Here is a 22,166-nt window from a genome sequence, read left to right as displayed (position 1 = left end):
GTCCTGGCCGGACAACCCCCTAGCACCCCTAGCCAAGCAGCGCTTAGGGGCTTGACACGAAGGAGTGCCCGCAATTGCCAGACCGGATTTCCGGTTCGAATAAAAGAGTGCGATGGAAATCGGTTCAGCGACCGAGTTCCCGATCGATCAAGGACAAGAACTCGTCATCGGAGTCGGTGTCCAGATCCGCGTCCACCCCGGGTAACCCGTCGACTGCCTGCCCGGAATCGGCACCGTCCCAGCGGGCCAGGAAGGACCGCAGCCGCACCGCGACCTTGATCCGGGTCAGCCCGTCCGGGGCGGCCCCGGCGAACACCGACTCCAGCGCGGCCAACCCGGCCAGCAGGGCGTCCACCCCGGTCACCGGCCCGAGTTCGACCCGCAGGTGCCTGGCCAACTCGGCCGAGGTCGGGTAGTCGAACGCCACCGATGCGGGTAAGAGGAGGCCGGTCGCCGCGGTGAGCCGGTTTCGCAACTCCACCGCGGTGAGCGAGTCGAACCCGAGGTCGCGGAAGGCCCGCTTCGGGTCGACTCCCCCCTGGTACCCCAGGACCCCGGCGACGGTGTCGCCGACCAAGGCCAGCAACACAGCGTCCTGCTCGGCCTCGGACAGCCCGGCGAGCCGCTCACCAAGGCCACCGAGATCACTGTCCTCTACCGGCTCGGGTTCCCGGACCAGTTCGGCGAACAGCGTTCCCTTGCGCGTCGAGTGGAACGAGTCGGTGAACCTGGGCCAGTCCACGTCGGCGACGGTCACCGCGGGCACACCGGAGTCCAGCGCGGCGCCCAAGGCCGCCAACGCCTCCGCCGGGTCGAGCACGTCGAGTCCGCGTTTCGCCAGGTACTCGGCGGAATCCGCAGCCATGCCCACACCGGCCCACGGCCCCCACGCGACCGAGGTGACCGGCAACCCACCCGCGTGCCGCGTCGCCGCCAGGGCGTCCAGTGCCGCGTTGGCCGCCGCATAGGCCGCCTGCCCGCCACTGCCCCACACCCCGGCGATGGAGGAGAACAGCACGAATGTGTCCACAGTGGAGGCCAGGTCGTGCAGGTGCTGAGCCCCGAGGACCTTGGCGCGCAGGGTCTCGTCCACCGTATCGGCGTCGAGCTCGCTCAGCGGTTTGACCCCGGGCACCCCGGCCGCGTGGACGACAGCCGTCACCGGGTGTTCGGCCAGCAGCGCCGCAACCGCGTCCCGGTCGCCGAGATCGCACGCCACCACCTGGACATCCGCGTCCAGACCGGCCACCAGCTCGGCGACACCGGGTGCCGCCATCCCCCGTCGGCCGACCAACACCAGCTCGGTCGCGCCCCGGTCGACCAGCCACCGCGCGACCGAGGCACCCAACGCCCCCGTGCCGCCGGTCACCAACACGGGCCCGCTCGGCCGCCACGACCCGCCCGGCGTCAACGCGGTCCGCGTAAGTCTCCTGGCGTAGAGCCCAGACTTCCGGACCGCCACCTGGTCTTCGTCGATTCCGCCGAGAGCGGCCGCCAGCGCGGACTCCTCCCCGTCGAAGTCGATCAGCCCACCGAACCGGTGCGGATTCTCCAGGGCCGCCACCCGCCCCAAGCCCCACAACTGCGCCTGCGCGAGATCAGCCGCCTCTCCTTCGACCGAGACCGCCGAGGTCGTGACACACCACACGGGCGCACCATCACGACGCAGCAACTCCGCCGTGCCGTGGATGTCGAGCAGCGAGACGATTCCCGTGAGGTCACCGTTTTCCTCGCTGACGACGGTGGCGCCGTGCCCGCGCAGGATGTCGCCGACCCCGGCCGAGTCCTCGCCCACAACGGCCCAGGTGCCGGTGAGGCGTGCCTCCGGAACGGGCAGCGGTCGCCAGGTGACGGTGTAGGTGAGGTCGTCGAGCCGGGATCGGACCGGGTCGACCGGCCAGAACCGCTCCCGGTCGAACGCGTACGTGGGCAACGGAACCTGACGGCCACCCGCGACCAACGGCCGCCAGTCCACCGGCACACCCGCCACGTGCAGTTGGGCGACGGCCCCGAGCAACGCCGCCCGCTCGTCCCGCCCCGGCCTCAGCGCGGGCGCGCCCTCACCGACCAGGGCGGTGAGCACCCCATCCGGCCCCAGCTCGAAGAACCGGGTCACTCCCCGTTCCCGGGCCGCTGACACCGCGTCCGCGAACCGAACCGGCTCCCGGACCTGACGCACCCAGTACTCCGGTGTGTCGAGATCGGCGGCGGTGTGCACGGTCGAGATGAGCGGCCGGTCACCCGGCTGGAAGTCCAGGCGAGCGAGAACCCGGCCGAACTCGTCGAGCATCGGGTCCATCCGATGCGAGTGGAACGCGTGGGACACGGTGAGCCGCTTGATCCGCCGCCCCTCGCTCGACCACTGTGCCTGCAGCGCGTCCACCGCGTCCTCGTCCCCCGACACGACGACCGAGCGCGGCCCGTTGACCGCCGCCAGATCGACCCCGGTGGGGAGGACGATCTCCTCGACGGCCGCCTCGACCGCCAACATCGCGCCGCCCGTGGGAAGCGCCTGCATGAGTCGACCCCGCGCCGCGACCAGCGCGCAAGCGTCGTCCAACGACAGCACCCCGGCGACATGCGCGGCGGCCATCTCGCCGATCGAGTGTCCAATCAGGACATCGGGCGCCATCCCCCACGACTCGACCAGTCGGAACAGCGCGACCTGGAGGGCGAACAACGCGGCCTGGGCGTTGACGGTCTCGTCGATCGCGTCGTCGTCGAACGGCACCCGCGCGCGGATCTCGTCGAAGACATCGGCGAACACGGGGTACCGACGGAGTTGCCGTCCCATCCCGGCGCGCTGCGAGCCCTGACCGGTGAACAGGAACGCGACCCCGCCCCGCTCGGCCTCGACGGACGCACCCTCGGCGACCGCCCGCATCCGTTCGACGTAGTCAACCGGACTGCCCGCCACGACCACGGCTCGGTGCGGCAGCAACGCCCGATCCAGCAGGGACGCCGCGACGTCGAGGGTGGGGTCGACGTCCAGCAACGCCCGCGCCCGCGCTCGGAGCGCTCGGGGAGATGCCGCCGACAACACGAACGGGATCGGTTCATCCACAGCCAGCGGCACGACCTCGCCGGTCGGGTGGTCCTCGATGATCACGTGCGCGTTGGTGCCGCTGACCCCGAACGACGAGATCCCGGCGCGACGCGGTCGGTCGACCGACCAGGGGCGCGCATCGGTGAGCAGCCCGACGGCACCGGCGGACCAGTCGACTCGGGTGGTCGGCTGGTCGGCGTGCAGGGAGCGCGGCAGGGTGCCGTGCCGCATGGCCTGCACCATCTTGATGATCCCGGCGACCCCGGCCGCGGCCTGGGTGTGCCCGATGTTGGACTTGACCGACCCGATCCAGAGTGGTTCGTCCCGGTCCTGCCCGTAGCAGGCCAGCAACGCCTGTGCCTCGATCGGGTCACCGAGCGAGGTCCCGGTCCCATGCGCCTCTACCGCGTCCACATCGGACGGTCGAAGCCGGGCGTCGCGCAGCGCCGCCTCGATGACCCGTTGCTGCGCGGGGCCATTCGGCGCGGTGAGCCCGTTCGACGCCCCGTCCTGGTTGACGGCGGTACCCCGGACGACGGCGAGCACCCGGCGGTTCTCCCGTACGGCGTCGGTCAGCCGCATGACCACGAGCACGCCGACCCCCTCGCCCCAACCGGTCCCGTCGGCGTTGTCCGAGAACGGCTTGCACCGCCCGTCCGGCGCGAGCCCGCGTTGCCTGCTGAACTCGATGAACGCCCCCGGCGTCGACATGATCGTCACGCCGCCCGCCAGCGCCAGGTCGCACTCGCCACCGCGGAGGGCCTTGGCCGCGAGGTGCAGGGCGACCAGGCTGCTGGAGCAGGCCGTGTCGATGGTCATCGCGGGCCCTTCGAGCCCGAACGTGTACGAGATCCGGCCGGACAGCACACTGGCCGCGTTCCCGGTGCCGAGGTGCCCTTCCAGGTCGGGCCGTTCCCGCAGCAGCAGTGCCGGGTAGTCCTGACCGTTGGTGCCCGCGAACACCCCGGTACGACTGCCCTTCAACGACCTCGGGTCGATGCCCGCGTCCTCGATGGCGGCCCACGAGGTTTCCAGCATGACCCGCTGCTGCGGGTCCATCGCCGTCGCCTCGCGCGGCGAGATCCCGAACAGCCCGGCGTCGAACTCGGTGGCGGTGTCCAGGAACGCGCCGACCCGGGTGTACGAGGTGCCCGCGTGGTCGGGATCGGCGTGGAACAGGGACCCCAGGTCCCATCCCCGATCTCGCGGGAACGGCCCCATGGCGTCGATCCCCTGGTCGACGAGGCGCCACAGGTCCTCGGGCGTGTCGACGCCACCGGGGAACCGACAGGCCATACCCACGATGGCGATGGCCCCGACATCGTGGGTGTCGCCGGTATCGTCGGGGGTCGGCGGCGCGTCGGCCTCGGCGACCTGTCCGGTCAGGCCGCGCAGGTGATCGGCGACGGCGGTCGGCGTGGGATGGTCGAACACGAGGCTCGCGGGCAGCGGCCGATCGACAGCGGCCGCGAGCGCGTTGCGGAGTTCGAGCGCGGTCAGCGAGTCGATGCCGAGATCCCGGAAGGCCCGCTCGGGTTCGATCGCCTTGCCCGCGTCGTGCCCGAGGACCGCCGCCGTGTGCGACAGGACGAGTTCGAGCAGGTCACGCCCGGGTTCCTGGTTGACGCGACGGGTCGGGAAGTCCGCCAGCAGCGGGCCGCTGTAGGGGAACTTGGTCCAGTCGACGTCCGCGACGGTCACGCAGGTGTCGTCCGCCGCCAACGCCCCTTCGAGCGCGGCCAACGCCCGACGCGGGGCCAACGGCCGGAGGCCACCCCGCCTGAGCCGACTGGCGACCTCAGCCGCCATGCCCGCACCGGCCCACGGCCCCCAGGCGACCGACAGGCCGTGCAGCCCGCGAGCTCTCCGCGCCTCGACCAGCGCGTCCAGCTCCGCGTTCGCCGCCGCGTAGTTGCCTTGGCCCGCGTTGCCGATGACCCCGGCCAGCGACGAGAACACGACGAACGCGTCCACCGGGCCGGCCAGTTCGTCCAGCCACCGCGCCGACTTGGCCCGCAGCACCGCGTCCAGCCGCTCCGGCGTGAGCGCGTCCAGGACTCCATCATCGACGACGCCCGCCGCGTGGAAGATCGTCCGCACCGGGTACGTACGCAGCAGTTCGGCCACCGCGTCCCGATCGGCCACATCGCAGGCCGCCACGTGCACCCGCGCGTCCAGCGAGGCCACCAACTCGGCCACACCCGGCGCCGCCGGACCACGGCGGCTCGCCAGGACGAGGTCGGTCGCGCCCTGATCCACCAGCCACCGGGCCAGTTCCGCGCCCAGCGCCCCGGTGCCCCCGGTGATCAGCACCGGCCCGTTCGGCCGCCACGCGCCCCGCGCGCCGGGCACCCGCCGCAACCTGCGCCCGAACACCCCGGACGACCGCACCGCGACCTGGTCCTCGTCGCCACCGAGCACCGCCGCGAACCGCCGGGCCGCCCGTCCCCCCAGCACCGGCGGCACGTCGACCAGCCCGCCCCACCTGACCGGGACCTCCACCGCGGCGACCCGGCCAAGACCCCAGACCCGTGCCTGCCCCGGATCAACATGCTCACCGTGCTCGCTGTCCACCGCCACCGCGCCGCGGGTGACACACCAGATCGGAGCGGGCAGGTCGGCCTGAATCACCCGCAGCACACCATCCACCGGCAGCAGCACCAGCACCCCGGCCAACCCGGCCGGAGTCGGGATCTCCGCAAGAGCGCAACCGATGAGCGTGGCTTCCGGGAGAGCGGCACGGATGTCGTCAGGGATGACGCCGTCCGTGGTGATGACGAGCCAAGAACCACGCGGGGTGTTGGTCGACTCCGCCAGCGGACGCCAGGTTATGCCGTACCGCCACGAGTCCAGCGCCGAGTGCTCGCGGTGCGCCTGTCGAAGCGTGGTCAACACCGGAAGCGCGGCGGCCAGGTGCTCCTGGTCCTCGGGCGACGCGGCCAGCTCGCCGGTCTCCAGCGCCGACCAGAACGTGTCGTCAGCGGCCGGGGCGGTGGGCTCAAGCCAGAACCGCTCCCGCTGGAACGCGTACGTGGGCAGGTCGACAACCGCACCCGCGCCCAGAACAGCAGGCCAGTCCACCCGTACCCCACGGACGTGGAGGCGCGCGAGAGCATCCACTGTGGACTCTTCCTCGGCCCGCCCGGGGCGGAGCAACGGAACGGCGGTGGCGGCGACGGCCCGCTGGACGGCGGCCGAGAGCACCCCGTCCGGCCCCAACTCCAGCCACGTGTCCACACCCTCGGCCGCGACCACCTGAACGGCGTCAGCGAACCGGACGGTCTCGCGGACCTGCCGCACCCAGTACTCCGGTGTGGCCATGTCCCCGGACGCCGTCGGCACGACCGGGATCTCCGCCTTGCGGTACTCCAGCGTCTCGGCGACCCGCGCGAACTCGCCCAGCATCGGGTTCATCAGGTGCGAGTGGAACGCGTGCGACACGGTCAACTGCTTGACCCGCACCCCCTGCTCAACCCAGGAATCCCGCACCTGCGCGACGAGGTCGCCGTCGCCGGACACGACCAGCGACCGAGGCCCGTTGACCGCCGCCAGATCGACCCCGTCGGGCAGGTCGACGTGATCCGACTCGACCGCGAGCATCGCCCCGCCGCCTGGTAGGGCCTGCATGAGCTGGGCACGAGCCGTCAACAGGGTGCACGCGTCGTCAAGGGAGAGCACCCCGGCGACGTGGGCGGCGGCGAGTTCGCCGATGGAGTGGCCGACCAGGTAGTCCGGCCGAACACCCCACGACTCGATCAGCCGGAACAGCGCCACTTGCAGCGCGAACAGCCCGGTCTGCGTGTACACGGTCTGGTCGAGCAGTTCGCCATCCTCGAACACGACCGAGTCGACTGGCCGGTCCAGCCGCACCCGCGCGCACACCGCGTCGAACGCCGAGGCGAACACCGGGTACGCCGCATACAGTTCGCGCCCCATGCCAACCCGCTGCGAGCCCTGACCGGTGAACAGGAACGCGACCCGTCCGTCCCCCGCCACGCCCCGCACCAACCCGGACGCGGGCCGGCCTTCGATCAACGCGTCCAGGGCCGCCGCGCCCGTCACCACCGCGCGATGCGACAGAGCGGCCCGTCCAGCAGCCAACGACCGCGCAACCGCCGCCGATGGGTACCGCCCAACAACCTCTCGCAGCCGAATCGCCTGCGCTCGCAGCGCTTCCGCCCCTCGACCAGAGATGACCCAGGGCAGCTCCCCGTCGGTTCCCGCGTCGAGCCGTTCGGCGGCCGGGTACTCCTCGATGATCGTGTGCGCGTTGGTGCCGCTGACCCCGAACGACGACACCCCGGCCCGGCGTGGCCGATCGCCAACCGGCCACGGCCTGGCCTCGCTCAGCAGCTCCACCGCCCCGGAACCCCAGCCGACGTGCGGTGACGGCGCGTCCACGTGCAGCGTCTTGGGCAGCACACCGTGGCGCAGCGCCAGCACCACCTTGATGATCCCGCCGACCCCGGACGCGGCCTGGGTGTGCCCGAGGTTGGACTTCAGCGACCCCAACCACAGCGCCGTCGACCGGCCCTGGCCGTAGGTCGCCAGCAACGCCTCCGCCTCGATGGGATCGCCGAGCCGGGTCCCCGTCCCGTGCCCCTCCACGACGTCCACATCAGACGGTTCGAGCCCGCCGGACGCGAGCGCCGCCCGGATCACCCGTTGCTGTGACGGACCGTTCGGCGCGGTCAGCCCGTTGGACGCCCCGTCGGAGTTGACCGCCGACCCACGCACCACCGCCAGTACCCGGTGACCGTGGCGAAGGGCGTCGGAGAGCCGTTCCACGACGAGGACGCCAACGCCCTCCGCCCACCCGGTGCCATCGGCCGCCGCCGAGTACGCCTTGCACCGGCCGTCCGCCGCCAGCCCGCCCTGGGTCGCGAACTCGGCGAACACGGCCGGGGACGGGATGACCGTGACGCCACCGGCCAAGACCAGGTCGCATTCGCCGTCCCGCAGGGCCCGCAGGGCCCAGTGCAGGGCGACCAGGCTGCTGGAGCACGCCGTGTCGACGGTGACCGCCGGACCTTCGAGCCCCAGGGTGTAGGCGATCCGGCCGGACAGCACGCTGTTCGCCGTTCCGGTGAGGAAATGGCCCTCGACCTCGGTGGGTAGCGCGGTCCCTGCGCCGTAACCGGAGTTCGAGGCGCCGACGAACACCCCGGTGGCCGACCCGCGCAGCGACAGCGGATCAATCCCGGCGTGTTCGACGGCCTCCCACGCGGTCTCCAGGACCAGCCGCTGCTGCGGGTCCATGGCCAGGGCCTCTCGCGGCGAGATGGCGAACAGGTCCGCGTCGAAGTCGGTGGCCGTGCCGACGAACCCGCCGCGCCGGGCGTAGGGGACGTCGCCGGTCAGGTCCCAGCCGCGGTCGGTCGGGAAGTCCCCGATCGCGTCGACCCCGCCCGCCACCAGGTCCCACAGGTCTTCCGGCGAGTTCACGCCGCCCGGGTACCGGCAGGCCATGCCGACGATCACCACCGGGTCATCGCTCACCCGCGTCGCCCTGGACACCGCAGTCACCGGAGACACCACAGTCATCACGATCGGGGGCAACGGCGCGGCGGGCAGACTGGCGATCAAGTGCTCGGCCAGCGCAGCCGCGGTCGGGTGGTCGAACACGGCGGTGGCCGGGATGGTCAGCGCGGTGGCCTCAACCAGTCGGTTCCGCAGGTCGACGGCGGTCAGCGAGTCGAACCCAAGTTCCTTGAACGGTTTCCCGGCCTCGATCGCCGACGAGTCCGCGTGCCCCAGCGCGCCCGCCGCGTGGTGGAGCACCAACGCCAGCGCGACTCGCGACCGCTCCCGCGTCGACAGGCCGACCATGAACTCGACCCAGGTGGAACCGTCCGGCACGGCCTGCTCGGGGACGAACTCGGTGAGCAGCGGGCTGGGCCGCACCGAGGTGAAGGTCTCGGTGAACCGGTCCCAGTCGACATCGGCGATGACGACGGTGGTGTCCCCGTGGTCCAGCGCATCCCCCAGCGCCGCCAGCGCACGCTGGGGCCGCAACGGGTTCAGCCCACGCCGCCGCAGGTAGTCGCCCGCGTCACCGGCGGCCATGCCTGCCGTCGTCGCCCACGGTCCCCACGCGATCGAGGTCGCACGCAGCCCGAGGGACGCCCGGTGCTCGGCCAGCGCGTCGAGATAGGCGTTGCCTGCGGCATAGGCGGCCTGACCGCTGCTGCCCCACACGCCCGCGATCGACGAGAAGAAGACCAGGTGCGCGTCTGGCGCCAACTCGTGCAGGTTCCGCGCGCCGACGATCTTCGCCCGGGTCACCTCGGCGTACGCGTCCGGATCGGCGTCGACCAGCGGTGTCCGCGTGTCGACGCCCGCCGCGTGCACGATCGTCGACACCGGGTACCGGGCCAGCAGCCGCGCCACCGCGTCCCGATCGGCGATGTCGCAGGACTCCACGCGCACCGGCACCCCCAGATCGGGAACCGGCCCACCCCGCCTGCTGACCAGCACCAACTCGTCCGCGCCCCGCTCGACCAGCCACCGGGCCACGGCAAGGCCGAGCGCCCCGGTACCGCCGGTGATCATGACCGGGCCATTCGGCGCCCATGTCCGCCGCGTCCCCAACGGCGCCCGCCGCAGCCGTCGCCCGAACATCCCGTCCCGCTTGAGCGTGACCTGGTCCTCCGCGCCGCCGAGCACGCCCGCGATGCGCGCGTCCACACCGTCGGCCAGGTCGATGAGGCCGCCCCAGCGCCCAGGCAGTTCCACCGCCGCGACCCGCCCGATACCCCAGATCTCGGCCGCGTCCACCCCGCCTCGGGTGACCGCCCACACCGGCGCCTTGGTCGATGACAGCACCGACAGCAACCCCGTGGCGTCCGTCTCGACGACAACGCCATCGGCGTCGGCCGGGTCGTCGACGACCTCGACTCCGGAGTCGCGGAGCACCACCGCCACATCGGGCACGGTCACGGCCCACTTGCCCGAGGCAGCCGGACCTTCGGCGATCGGTTCCCAGTCGACCCGGTACCGCAGGTCCTCGGTCGACTCGCGGCGTCGGGCCGGTTCCAGCCAGTACCGGCTCCGCTGGAAGGCATAGGTCGGCAGGGCGACCCGGCGCCCACCCCACAGTGCGAACACAGCCGCCCAGTCGACCTCGGCACCCCGGGTCCAGGCCTGTCCGACAGCCTTCACCAGCGCGGGTACCTCGTCAGGCCGCAACGCGGGCGCGGTCACCGGGGAGCCGTCCAGGACCTGGTGGACGAGCGACGACAGCACGCCGTCCGGGCCGACCTCGACGAACGTGCTCGCCCGGGATTCCCGGACGGCGGCGGCAAACCCGACCGGTTCCCGGACCTGGCGCACCCAGTACTCGGCCGTCGCCGGGTCCCCGTCGATCGTGGTTGCCAACGGGATGATCGGGGCGTTGAAGGTCAGCCCGGCCGCGACCTGCCGGAACTCCTCCAGCATCGGGTCCATCAGCCGCGAGTGGAACGCGTGCGACACAGCGAGCCGCTTGACCCGCCGTCCCCGTTCGGCCCAGACCTCCCGCAGTTCGGCAATGGCCTCGGCCGATCCGGACACGACAACCGACCGGTCCCCGTTGACCGCCGCGAGATCGACACCATCGGGTAGGTCGAGTTCGTCGGGTGCGGCCTCGACCGCGAGCATCGCCCCGCCACTGGGCAGGGCCTGCATCAGCCGAGCACGCGCGGCCACCAACACGCAGGCGTCGTCGAGGGACAGGATTCCGGCCACGTGCGCGGCCGCCACCTCGCCGATCGAATGCCCGACCAGGACGTCTGGCCGCATGCCCCAAGACTCCAAGAGCCGGACGACAGCCACCTCGACCGCGAACAGGGCGTGTTGGGCGTGCCCGGTCTGGTCGATCAGGTCGTCGTCATATGGCAGCCGCGCCCGGATCTGGTCGAAGACCTCGGCGAAGACCGGGAACACGCGCAGGTCCTGTCCCATGCCTGCCCGCTGCGAACCCTGGCCGGTGAACAGAAACGCGACTCGACCACGGGACACCACGCCACCGGCGGCCTCGACGAGAGCAGCCCGGAGCGTGGAGTTGTCCTCCCCCACGACGACGAGCCGGTGGTCCAGATCGGCCCGGCCGGACACCAGCGACAGGCCGACGTCCACCGGGTCAAGGTCGGCTGTGTGGTCGACGAGCCGCAACGCCTGGGCACGCAGGGCTTCCGGCGATGCCGCCGACAGCACCCAAGGCACAAGAGTAGCCGTGGGTTCGGCCTCGGCGACCACCGGATCAGGCGCCTGTTCGATGATCACGTGCGCGTTGGTGCCGCTGACCCCGAACGACGAGACCGCGCCGCGCCGTGGTCGATCCGCGTCGGGCCAGTGCCGGGATTCCGCCAGCAACGACACCGCGCCCGCCGACCAGTCCACGTGCTCGGTCGGGTTCTCGGCGTGCAGGGTGCGCGGCAGGGTCTTGCGCCGCAGCGCTTCGACGACCTTGATCACGCCCGCGACGCCCGCCGCCGACTGGGTGTGCCCGATGTTGGACTTCACCGACCCCAACCACAACGGTCGCGTCCGGTCCTGCCCGTAGGTCGCCAGCAGCGCCTGGGCCTCGATCGGGTCACCGAGCGAGGTCCCGGTCCCGTGCGCCTCCACCATGTCCACATCGGACGTCGCCAGGCCCGCAGAACCGAGCGCGGCCATGATGACCCGTTGCTGCGACGGTCCGTTCGGTGCTGTCAGACCGTTGGAGGCGCCATCGGAGTTCACCGCGGACCCGCGGACGACCGCCAGCACGTGGTGACCGTTGGCGATCGCGTCGGCGTACTTCGCCAGGACCAGCACGCCGACACCCTCGCCCCAGCCGGTGCCATCGGCCTCGGCGGCGAACGAGCGGCAGCGGCCGTCGACCGAGAGACCCTTCTGCCTGCTGAACTCGGTGAAGATGCCGGGGGTGGCCATCACCGTCGCGCCACCGGCCAGCGCCAGGTCGCACTCGCCGTTGCGCAGGGCGGCGGCGGCCAGGTGCAGGGCGACCAGGGACGACGAGCAGGCCGTGTCGACGGTGAGCGCGGGGCCCTCCAGGCCGAAGGTGTAGGCGAGCCTGCCGGAGGCGACGCTGGTGGCGATGCCGGTGAGCGAGTGCCCGTCGGACGGGCCGCTGTCCAGGCCGTAGAGCGAGGTCGCGACGCCCATGAACACGCCGGAACTGCTGCCGCGCAACGACATCGGATCGATGCCCGCCCGCTCGAACGCCTCCCAGGCGGTCTCCAGCAGGACCCGTTGCTGCGGGTCCATGGCGGTCGCCTCGCGCGGGGAGATGCCGAACAGGCCCGCGTCGAACCCGGCCGCGTCGTCGAGGAACCCGCCGGAGCGGGTGTAGGTCGTGCCCAACCGCCCCGGATCGGGGTCGTACAGCGCTTCGAGGTCCCAACCCCGGTCGGTCGGGAAGTCCCCGATCGCGTCCACTCCGGACATCACCAGCCCCCACAGGTCTTCCGGTGACGCCACCCCACCCGGATACCGGCAGGCCATCCCGATGATGACCACGTCGTCCGGTCCTGGGTGGCCGTCGCGGCCCCGGGTGGCGTCACGGGGCAAGTCTCGACCGCCCGCAATGGCTGTGGGGAAACTCGGTTTCGGCTGGGGACGACTCGATGAGATGTGGATAACTAGTTGCGTGGCGAGAGCATTCGGGGTCGGGTGGTCGAAGACGATGGTGGGCGGGAGGCGAAGGCCGGTGGCGGCGTTGATCCGGTTGCGCAACTCGACCGAGGTCAGCGAGTCGAACCCGAGATCGCGGAACGCACGGCGGGGGTCGACGGCCTCGGCGGACGCGTAGCCGAGGACGGCGGCGGCCTGCTCACGAACGAGGTCGAGCGCGTTGTCGGCGGTCAACTCCCGGGTCGCCTGACGGCGCTTGCCTGGGGCGAGGCCACGCAACAACGGGTGGTCCGCGCGTTTGTCGATCACCAGGGGCAGCAGGTGCGGCCGCGAGTGGGCGCACGCGCGGTCGAACAGCGCTAGTCCATCCTCAGTGGACAAAGGAGTGCCGAGGCGGGCCCGGTCGGAATCGGAGAGGGCACCGGTGATGCCGGACGTCTCCGCCCACAGTCCCCAGGCCAGCGCCTTGATCACACCCCGGCCGCGGTGGGCGAGGGCGTCGAGGACGGCGTTCGCGGCGGAGTAGTTGGCCTGGCCGGGGGTGCCGAAGGTCGCGGACGCGGACGAGTAGAACGTGAGCGTGTTGAGGTCCAGGTCGGCCAGCAGTTTCGCGGCCTCGGCCTTGGGCGCCAGGACTCTCCGCAGCCGGTCCGGGGTGAGGTCGGTGATCAGGGCGTCGTCGGTGACCGCCGCGAGGTGGATGACATCCGTGGGGCGGTGCGTGGCGATGACCTGCCCCAACGCCACCGGATCGGTGATGTCGCAGGCGACCGTGGTGACATCGAGGTCGGGGATGGCACCGCCGGTTCGAGAGACCAGCACGAGGTTGTGGCCTAGGGCCGCGAGGTGGCGAGCCAGGGCGGTGCCAAGCGCACCTGTGCCACCGGTGATCAGGACGGTTCCCCCGGGGTCGAGAGAACGCGGGAGGACGAAGACGTTCTTACCGATGTGCTTGCCTTGGCCAAGGTGGCGGAACGCGGACCTGGCCTCGCGGATGTCCCAGGTTCGAGTGGGCGGCAACGTAAGCGTGCCTTGGCTGAACAGGGCAATCAGCTCTTGGAGCATGACCTGGAGTCGGTCTAAACCGGCCTCGCTGAGGTCGAACGCGCGGTAGAGCCGGTCGGGAAAGTCGCCCGGATCGCGTGGGTCGGCCTTGCCCATCTCGATGAACCGGCCGCCTGGGGCGAGCAGCCGCGCGGACGCGTCGATGTACTCGCCGGTCAGCGAGTTGAGGACGACGTGGAAACCGGGGGTGAACTTGTCCGCGAACCCGAGATCGCGGGATGAGGCGAGGTGGTCGTCCGGTAGGCCTGTCGCGGACCACTTACCAGGGCTCGCGGTGCCGTGGACGTCTGCGCCGAGATGACGGGCGATCTGGGTCGCTGCCATACCGACACCACCGGCAGCGGCGTGGATAAGAACCCGTTCGCCGGCTTCAAGCCCGGCGAGATCCACCAACGCGTAGTAGGCCGTGAGGAACGCCATCGGCACGGCGGCGGCATCGGTGAAGGACCAACCGGGTGGGATGGACGCGATCAGCCTCTGGTCGACAACCGTGCGCGGACCGAACCCGCCTGCGAACAAGCCGAAGACGCGGTCGCCGACAGCCAGCTCTACGTCGGGACCGACCTCAACAACGACACCGGTACCTTCAGACCCCATCACCGCTTGTTCCGGGTAAGTACCCAAGGCGATGAGGACGTCGCGGAAGTTGATGCCCGCAGCGCGGACGTCGATCCGGACCTCCCCGCGCGCGAGTGGGCGGTCGGGGTTGGGTATCGGGGTCAGGTTCTCAAGCGTGCCACCGACAGCCACGTCGAGTCGCCAGGGCTCGTCCGGGAGCTCTAGGCCGGGAGCGGCACGGACCAGGCGGGGCACGTGGACGATCCCATCGCGCACGGCCAACTGCGGCTCGTCGAGCGACAGCGCGCCCGCCAAACCGTCAGTGCTGGGGGCGTCGACGAGGACGAACCGGTCGGGGTGTTCGGTCTGGGCGGACCGCACTAACCCCCAAGACGCGGCGGCTTCGAGGTCGGTGAGGTCGTCCGCTGGCACGGCGGCGATGGCACCGGAGCTGACCAGAACCAACCGGGGGTCGGGGTTGTGGCGGATCCAAGCCTGCACGAGTTCGAGCGTGTCGATGACAGTGGCGGGCATGGGGAGAACGACGTCACGGACCTCGGCGGTGTCCGGCGCGGACAACGGAGACCAGTCGATGGTGAACAGGGCGTCGTCTAGCGGCCGGGCCGCAGCACGCAGCGTAAGAGACTCGATGGTGGCGACAGGCTCACCCGCGCTACCGGCAACGACCACGCTAACCGTGTCGGGGCTGGTGCGCGTGATGTGGGCGCGCAGTTGGTCCGCCCCGGTGGCGTGCAGGGTGACGCCGGTCCAGGCGAAAGGCACGCGCGCGACGTTGTCCCCATCAAGCGCCAACGCATGAAGGACCCCGTCGAGCAGGACTGGGTTGAGGCCGAACCCGGCGTCACCGGTGACCGTCTCGGCAAGGATTCCGGTGGATGTGCGCCACGCCGCCCCCAGTGCCTGGAACTCGGGGCCGTAGTCGAGGCCGGCAGCGGCAAGAGCCGGGTATAGGTCAGCGAGGTCTACCGGGCCACTTGTCGGTGCGGGCAGCGGTGACGGGGTGGTCTGGATGTTGCTAAGGATGCCGGTCGCGTGCCGGGTCCAGGTGTCGGTCGCGCGGGCGTGGATGGTGACAGTGCGGGTTCCATCGTCCTCGGGGCCTACCGTGATCTGGATGGCAGCGGGAACGGGCAGCGGCGCTTCGATGGTGAGTTCGTCGAGGCGGGGGCAGCCAGTCTCCCCACCCGCATGAAGGGCGAGGTCGACGAGAGCCGTACCCGGTAGGACTACCTGACCGTGGACTACGTGGTCGGCCAGCCAGGAATCAGTCGTGAGGGCGCCGGAGAACAGGTGGCCGCCATCGCTAAGCGGGATGCTGGCGGTAAGAAGCGGGTGACCTGCCGTGGGCGCGGTGGGCTTCGGTTCAGCCCAGAAGCGGCGGCGTTGAAACGCGTAGGTGGGCAGGTCGGCACCGGGGCCACTGGTTGGCCACGTGACCGAGACGCCGTAGGTGTGCAGAGCAGCGGTGGCGCGCTCGAAAGACTCAATTTCGGGGTGACCAGCGCGCAGTGTCGGTAGGGCTACCGTCTCCAGGCTCTGCTGGGCGAGCGCGGTAAGAACCCCGTCCGGGCCTAGCTCAAGCAGGATGCCTACGTCGGTGAGGCTGGTAAGGGCGTCGTGGAAGCGGACCGTGTCGCGCACCTGACTCACCCAGTAGTCCGGGGTGGCTGGGTCGCCGGTTGAGGTCGGGACCATCTGGAGTCGTGGCTGCCGGTAGGTCAGGCCGGCGGCGAACTCGGCGAACTCGGCGAGCATCGGGTCCATGAGCCGCGAATGGAACGCGTGCGACACAGCGAGCCGTTTGACCCGATGGCCCTGCTCGATCATCTGGGCCTGGAAGCGCTCTAGAACAGCGGTTTCGCCAGAGATGACCAGGGAACGGGGGCCGTTGACGGCCGCGAGGTCGAGGCCATCGGGGAGGTCGATTTCGTCGGCCTCGACTGCGAGCATTGCCCCGCCGGGCGGGAGCGACTGCATCAATCGGGCCCGAGCGGCGACCAACCTGCAAGCGTCATCGAGGGAGAGGATTCCGGCGACGTGAGCGGCGGCGATCTCGCCGATCGAGTGTCCGATGAGGACGTCCGGCTGGACGCCACGGGATTCGAGGAGTCGGAACAGTGCGACTTCGAGGGCGAAAAGGGCGATCTGAGCGTTGCCGGTCTGATCGATCTCGTCGTCGGAGAAGGGCGCTCGAGCAGTGATCTCATCGAACGCGGCCGCGAACACGTCGAACGACCGCAGCCCATTGCCCATGCCCGAGCGCTGGGAACCCTGGCCGGTGAACAGGAATACGAGCTTGCCGTCGACGACCGATCCGGTGCTGCCACCGCCGCCCGCCAGATCGGCAAGCGCTTGGAGATCACCGGCCGGAACAACCGCTCGGTGGTCGAGAGCCGCCCGACCGTGTGCGAGCGTGTGGGCCACCGCGTTCCGGTCGAACTCGGCGTCGTTGTCGAGGTAGCTCAACAATCGCCTGGCCTGGTCACGAAGCCCATCCGGCGAGCCCGCGGACAGAAGCCACGCGGGGAAATCCGCACCGGCGGCCGGTTTCACCGGAGCCCCGGGAGCGGCCTCCAGGATCACGTGGGCGTTGGTTCCGCTAACGCCGAATGACGAGACTGCGGCCCGTCGAGCCCGATCCACCTCCGGCCACGACCGCGACTCGGTGAGCAGGGACACCGCACCCGTCGACCAGTCCACATGCGACGTCGGCGAGTCGATGTGCAGGGACTTCGGCAGGACACCACGCCGGAGTGCCTGCACCATCTTGATCACTCCGGCGACGCCCGCGGCGGCCTGGGTGTGGCCGATGTTGGACTTCACCGACCCCAGCCACAGCGGCGTCTCCCGGTGTTGACCATAAGTCGCCAGCAGCGCCTGGGCTTCGATCGGGTCGCCCAGCACCGTGCCCGTCCCGTGCGCCTCCACAGCATCCACATCAGACGTTCCAAGCCCGGCCGAAGCCAACGCCGACAGGATGACCCGCTGCTGAGACGGACCGTTGGGAGCCGTGAGGCCGTTGGAGGCACCGTCCGAGTTGACCGCCGAACCCTTGACCAGAGCCAGTACGCGGTGACCGTTGGCGACCGCGTCCGACAGCCGCTCGACCAGCAGAACGCCGACACCCTCGCCCCACGACGTGCCGTCGGCCGCTTCCGCGAAGGGCTTGCACCGGCCGTCCGCAGCGAGTCCGCGCTGGTGGGAGAACTCGACGAAGGCGCCGGGTGTGGCCATGACGGTGACGCCACTCGCGATCGCGAGCGAACACTCGCCGTCGCGCAGGGCCTTCGCAGCCAGGTGCAGGGCGACAAGACTGCTGGAACACGCCGTGTCGACGGTGACGGCAGGACCTTCAAGTCCGAAGCTGTAGGCAATTCGTCCCGAAAGGACACTCGCCGTAATGCCCGTCGAGAGGTAGCCGGTCAGGTGCTCCGACGCGAGGGCCACCCCGGCGTAGTCCTGGCCATTCGTGCCTGCGAAAACACCGATCGGCTCGCCGCGGAGCGACGTCGGGTCGATTCCGGCCCGCTCGAAGACCTCCCAGGTCGACTCCAGGAGTAGCCGCTGCTGGGGGTCCAGAACGGTGGCCTCGCGGGGGGAAATGCCGAAGAGTTCCGCGTCGAAGTCGGCCGCGTTGTCCAGGAACGCGCCGCGCAGGGAGTGGGAACTGGTGCCGAGTGCGTCGAGGTCCCAGCCGCGGTCGGTGGGGAAATCGTCAACGACAGCCGTGCCGGACTCAACCAGGTTCCAGAGGTCTTCCGGGGAGTTGACGCCGCCGGGGAACCGACAACTCATGGCGATGATCGCGATGGGCTCGTCGGTGCGGACCGCGATGTCAGCGCGAATCCGTTCCCGCTCACCACGGGCTTGGCGTTGGAGGCGGTCAGCCAGGGCTTTCGCGTTGGGGTAGTCGTAGACGAGAGTCGCGGGCAACGGTTGACCGGTTGCTTTGACCAGTTTGTCGCGGAGCTCGACGGCGGTGAGCGAGTCGAAACCGAGATCCTTGAACGGTTTCTGCGCGTCGACCGAGCCGGAATAGCCGAGAACGGTGGCGACTTCGGCTCGAACCAGATCGAGAGCACCCCGATCGTCCCATGTGGATTTGGTTTCGACTTCGGTTTGACGCCAAGGCAGCAAAGTGCTGGGGCGGTTGGAGGTGTAGAGCGCGGCGAACCGGGGGCCATCGACATCGACGACGGTGACGTTGGTGTCGCCCGCGTCGAGTGCCCGGCCGAGAGCGGCCAAGGCGCGACTCGGGGCCATCGGGGTGAGGCCGCGACGGCGCAGGTAGTCCTCGGACTCGGTGGCGGCGAGCATGCCCGAACCCGCCCACGGACCCCAGGATACGCAGGTCGCGGGCGTGCGATGGGCGGCGAGCGCGTCGAGGTGAGCGTTCGCGGCGGCGTAGGCGGCCTGGCCACCGCTACCCCAGACGCCGGCGATCGAGCCGAACAGGATGAGGTGCGCGTCGGGAAGCAGCTCGTGCAGGTTGGTGGCGCCGTCGGCCTTCGCGCGGACGGTGTCCGCGAACTGGTCGGTCGTGGTTTCGGCGAGGCTGACGGAGGCGACGGCGCCCGCCGTGTGGAAGACGGTGGTGATCGCGCGGCCGCCGACAAGAGCCGCGAGAGCGTCACGGTCGGCGACATCGCAGGCGGCGACCTCGACGTCGACACCCAGCTCGGCCAGTTCGGCGACGAGGTCCGCCGCGCCGGGGGCGTCGGGGCCACGTCGGCTGGTGAGGACGAGCTGACGGGCGCCCCGGGTGGCGAGCCAGCGGGCGACGTGGCCACCGAGAGCACCGGTGCCGCCGGTGATGAGAACCGTCCCTTGTGGACGCCAAGTGGTCCCGGTCGATACCGGGGCGGGGACGAGCCTGCGGGCGTACAGGCCGTCAGAGCGGACGGCGAGTTGGTCTTCGTGGCCGGTGAGAGCGGCAACCAGGTGGCCGATATCGAGGTTTTCAGGGAGGTCGATCACTCCACCCCAGCGGTCGGGGTGTTCTAGAGCGGCTACCTGGCCGAGTCCCCAAAGTTGAGCGGCGGCGGGGTTGGTGACCGGATTGTCGGGGCCGGTGGAAACCGCGCCTCGGGTAAGCGCCCAGACGGGAACCGTCGCGGCGCGGAGGATTTCAATGACAGTGGCGGGGGTGGCGCCAGGGGCGATGACGATGCCTTGCGGGTCGTCATCGCGGGGTAGTTCGGCGAGAGCTGGATCGTCGCCGATGACCTGCCAACCCCGAACTTCGTTGTGCGGCAGGGTAATTGGTATCCACTCGACGCGGTAACGCCAATCGTCTACGGCGTGTGCGGCGGGGTTGAGCCAGTAGCGGGACCGCTGGAACGGGTAAACCGGTAAAGGAACTCGCCGGGTTCGAGGGATTACCGCGGTCCAGTCGACCGGAATTCCCATGACGTAGAGACTGGCAAGAGCAGTGATGGCGGCAGTAGGTTCGTCGCGGTTGGCGCGGAGAGCGGGAATTCCGCCCACCAGCGCGGACAACACAGCGTCAGGGCCGATTTCGAGGAACCGGGTGTCCGGAACCTGCTTGACTGCGTCCGCGAACCGGACGGTTTCCCGGACCTGACGAACCCAGTACTCGGGAGTAGTGGGGTCGCCGCCGGCGGTGGGAATGAGCGGGATTCGCGGTTGGTGGAACGCGATTCGGCCGGTGACACGTTCGAACTCGGCGAGCATGGGATCCATGAGCCGAGAGTGGAAGGCGTGCGACACGGCGAGTTGCTTGACCCGCCTGCCGGTGAGTTCCTGTTTGAGGCGTTCGATCGCGGCAGCGTCCCCCGAAACGGTCAGCGCGTTCTCGCCGTTGACGGCAGCGATGTCGACGTAGTCCGGGATGTCGTCTTCGGTGGCCTCGACGGCGAGCATGGCGCCGCCCGGCGGGAGGGCCTGCATGAGCCTTGCGCGCGCGGAAACCAGGGTGCAGGCGTCGTCGAGCGTCAGGATTCCGGCGACGTGGGCGGCCGCGAGTTCGCCGATGGAGTGTCCGACGAGGACATCGGGTTTGACACCCCAGGATTCGAACAGGCGGAACAAAGCCACCTGGAGGGCGAAAATGGCGGGTTGGGCATTGCCGGTTTCCTGGATCGCGTTGTCGTCGAACGGGAGTTTGGCGCGGATTTGGTCGTAGACTTCGGCGAACGCCGGGAAGACCCGAAGGGCCTGGCCCATGCCCGCACGCTGGGAGCCCTGGCCGGTGAAAAGGAATCCGAGGTCAGTGTCGGTGATCGCGCCCGTCACCAGACCTGGGTGAGATTCGTTGCGCTGCAAGGCTTCTAGCGCTGGCTTGGAGAAGACGACGGCGCGTTCGTCGAGGTTGGCACGGGTCGTGGCGAGCGCCCAGGCGATCTCAGTGGAGAGGGTCGTCAGACTCCGGGCTTGAGCTTTGAGCGCATCCACGGACTTGGCCGAGAGTATGAACGGAGTGACGACCGGGTTTCCTACCGGAACCGATTCTTCGGCCTGGTCGTGGGATTCGAGGATGACGTGCGCATTGGTGCCACTGATGCCGAACGACGAAACACCCGCCCGGCGCGGCCGGTCAACCTCGGGCCACGGCCGGGATTCGGTAAGCAGCTCAACGAAACCGCGGCTCCACGCGGCGTGCGGGGTGGGGGCGTCGACGTGCAGGGTGCGCGGCAGGATTCCATACCGCATCGCCTGGACCATCTTGATGATGCCCGCGATACCGGACGCGGCCTGGGTGTGCCCGATGTTGGATTTCAACGACCCCAACCACAGCGGCGTTTCCCGGTTCTGCCCATACGTCGCCAGCAGCGCCTGCGCCTCGATCGGATCGCCCAACCTGGTGCCGGTGCCGTGACCCTCCACCACGTCCACATCGGACGTTTGGAGTTTCGCGTTGTTCAGCGCTGCTTGGATAACACGTTGCTGGGACGGGCCATTGGGCGCCGTCAACCCGTTTGACGCGCCATCGGAGTTGACCGCTGAACCTTTGACCACGGCGAGAACATCGTGCCCATTGGCGATCGCGTCCGACAGCTTCTCCACGACCAGTACCGCGACACCTTCGGACCACCCGGTCCCATCAGCCGCCGCGGCGAAAGACTTGCAGCGCCCATCCCCCGCCAGCCCCCCTTGACGCGCGAACTCGGCGAACACCGACGTCGACGGAATCACCGTCACCCCGCCGACCAACGCCATCGAACACTCGCCACCCCGCAACGCCCGCGCCGCGATGTGCAACGCGACCAACCCGCTCGAACAAGCCGTGTCAATCGTGACCGCCGGGCCTTCCAGCCCGAGGGCATAAGCCACCCGGCCGGAAATCACACTGTTCGCCGTGCCCGTCAACGCGTGCCCGGAAACCTCCTCGGACAACGCGACCCCAGCCCCATAACCGGAGTTCGACGCCCCCGCGTAAACCCCGATGTCCCTCCCCCGCACCGAATCCGGCGCGATCCCAGCCCGTTCCAACGCCTCCCAACAGGCCTCCAACAACAACCGCTGCTGCGGGTCCATCGCCACCGCTTCCCGCGGCGAAATCCCGAACAACCCCGCGTCAAACTTCGTGGCATCCTCGACAAACCCACCAACCCGCGCGAACCCGCCCCCGTCGACCTCCCACCCGCGGTCAACCGGAAACCCCGTTATCCCATCACCGCCCCGCTCCACCAACCCCCACAACGCCTCCGGCGAATCCACCCCACCCGGCAACCGACACGCCATCCCCACAACCGCCACAGGTTCCGCCGCCGCCGCGACCACCCCCCGCAACCGCTCCGTCTCCTTGACCGAAGCCCGCAACGCCTCGACGATCTGCTGCTCGCGACTCATACCCAGCCCCCCAGACCCACCCAGCCCAGTCCCCCATCGAGCGAACCCT

At 70.2% G+C, this 22,166-nt stretch carries 1 protein-coding gene; it reads right to left on the bottom strand.

Features of this window, described 5'->3' with window-relative positions; all coding sequences use genetic code 11:
• Window positions 1–124 precede the first annotated feature (124 nt).
• Complete coding sequence (locus tag H504_RS43105) at window positions 125–22,117, bottom strand: type I polyketide synthase (RefSeq protein WP_051385891.1); 21,993 nt, start codon at window positions 22,115–22,117, stop codon at window positions 125–127.
• Between the last annotated feature and the right edge of the window lie 49 nt (window positions 22,118–22,166).

Origin of the sequence: Actinokineospora inagensis DSM 44258, assembly GCF_000482865.1 — a bacterium.
Lineage (GTDB): Bacteria > Actinomycetota > Actinomycetes > Mycobacteriales > Pseudonocardiaceae > Actinokineospora > Actinokineospora inagensis.
The sequence above is the reverse complement of the archived record's forward strand: the minus strand, read 5'-3'. Positions and strand labels throughout refer to the sequence as shown.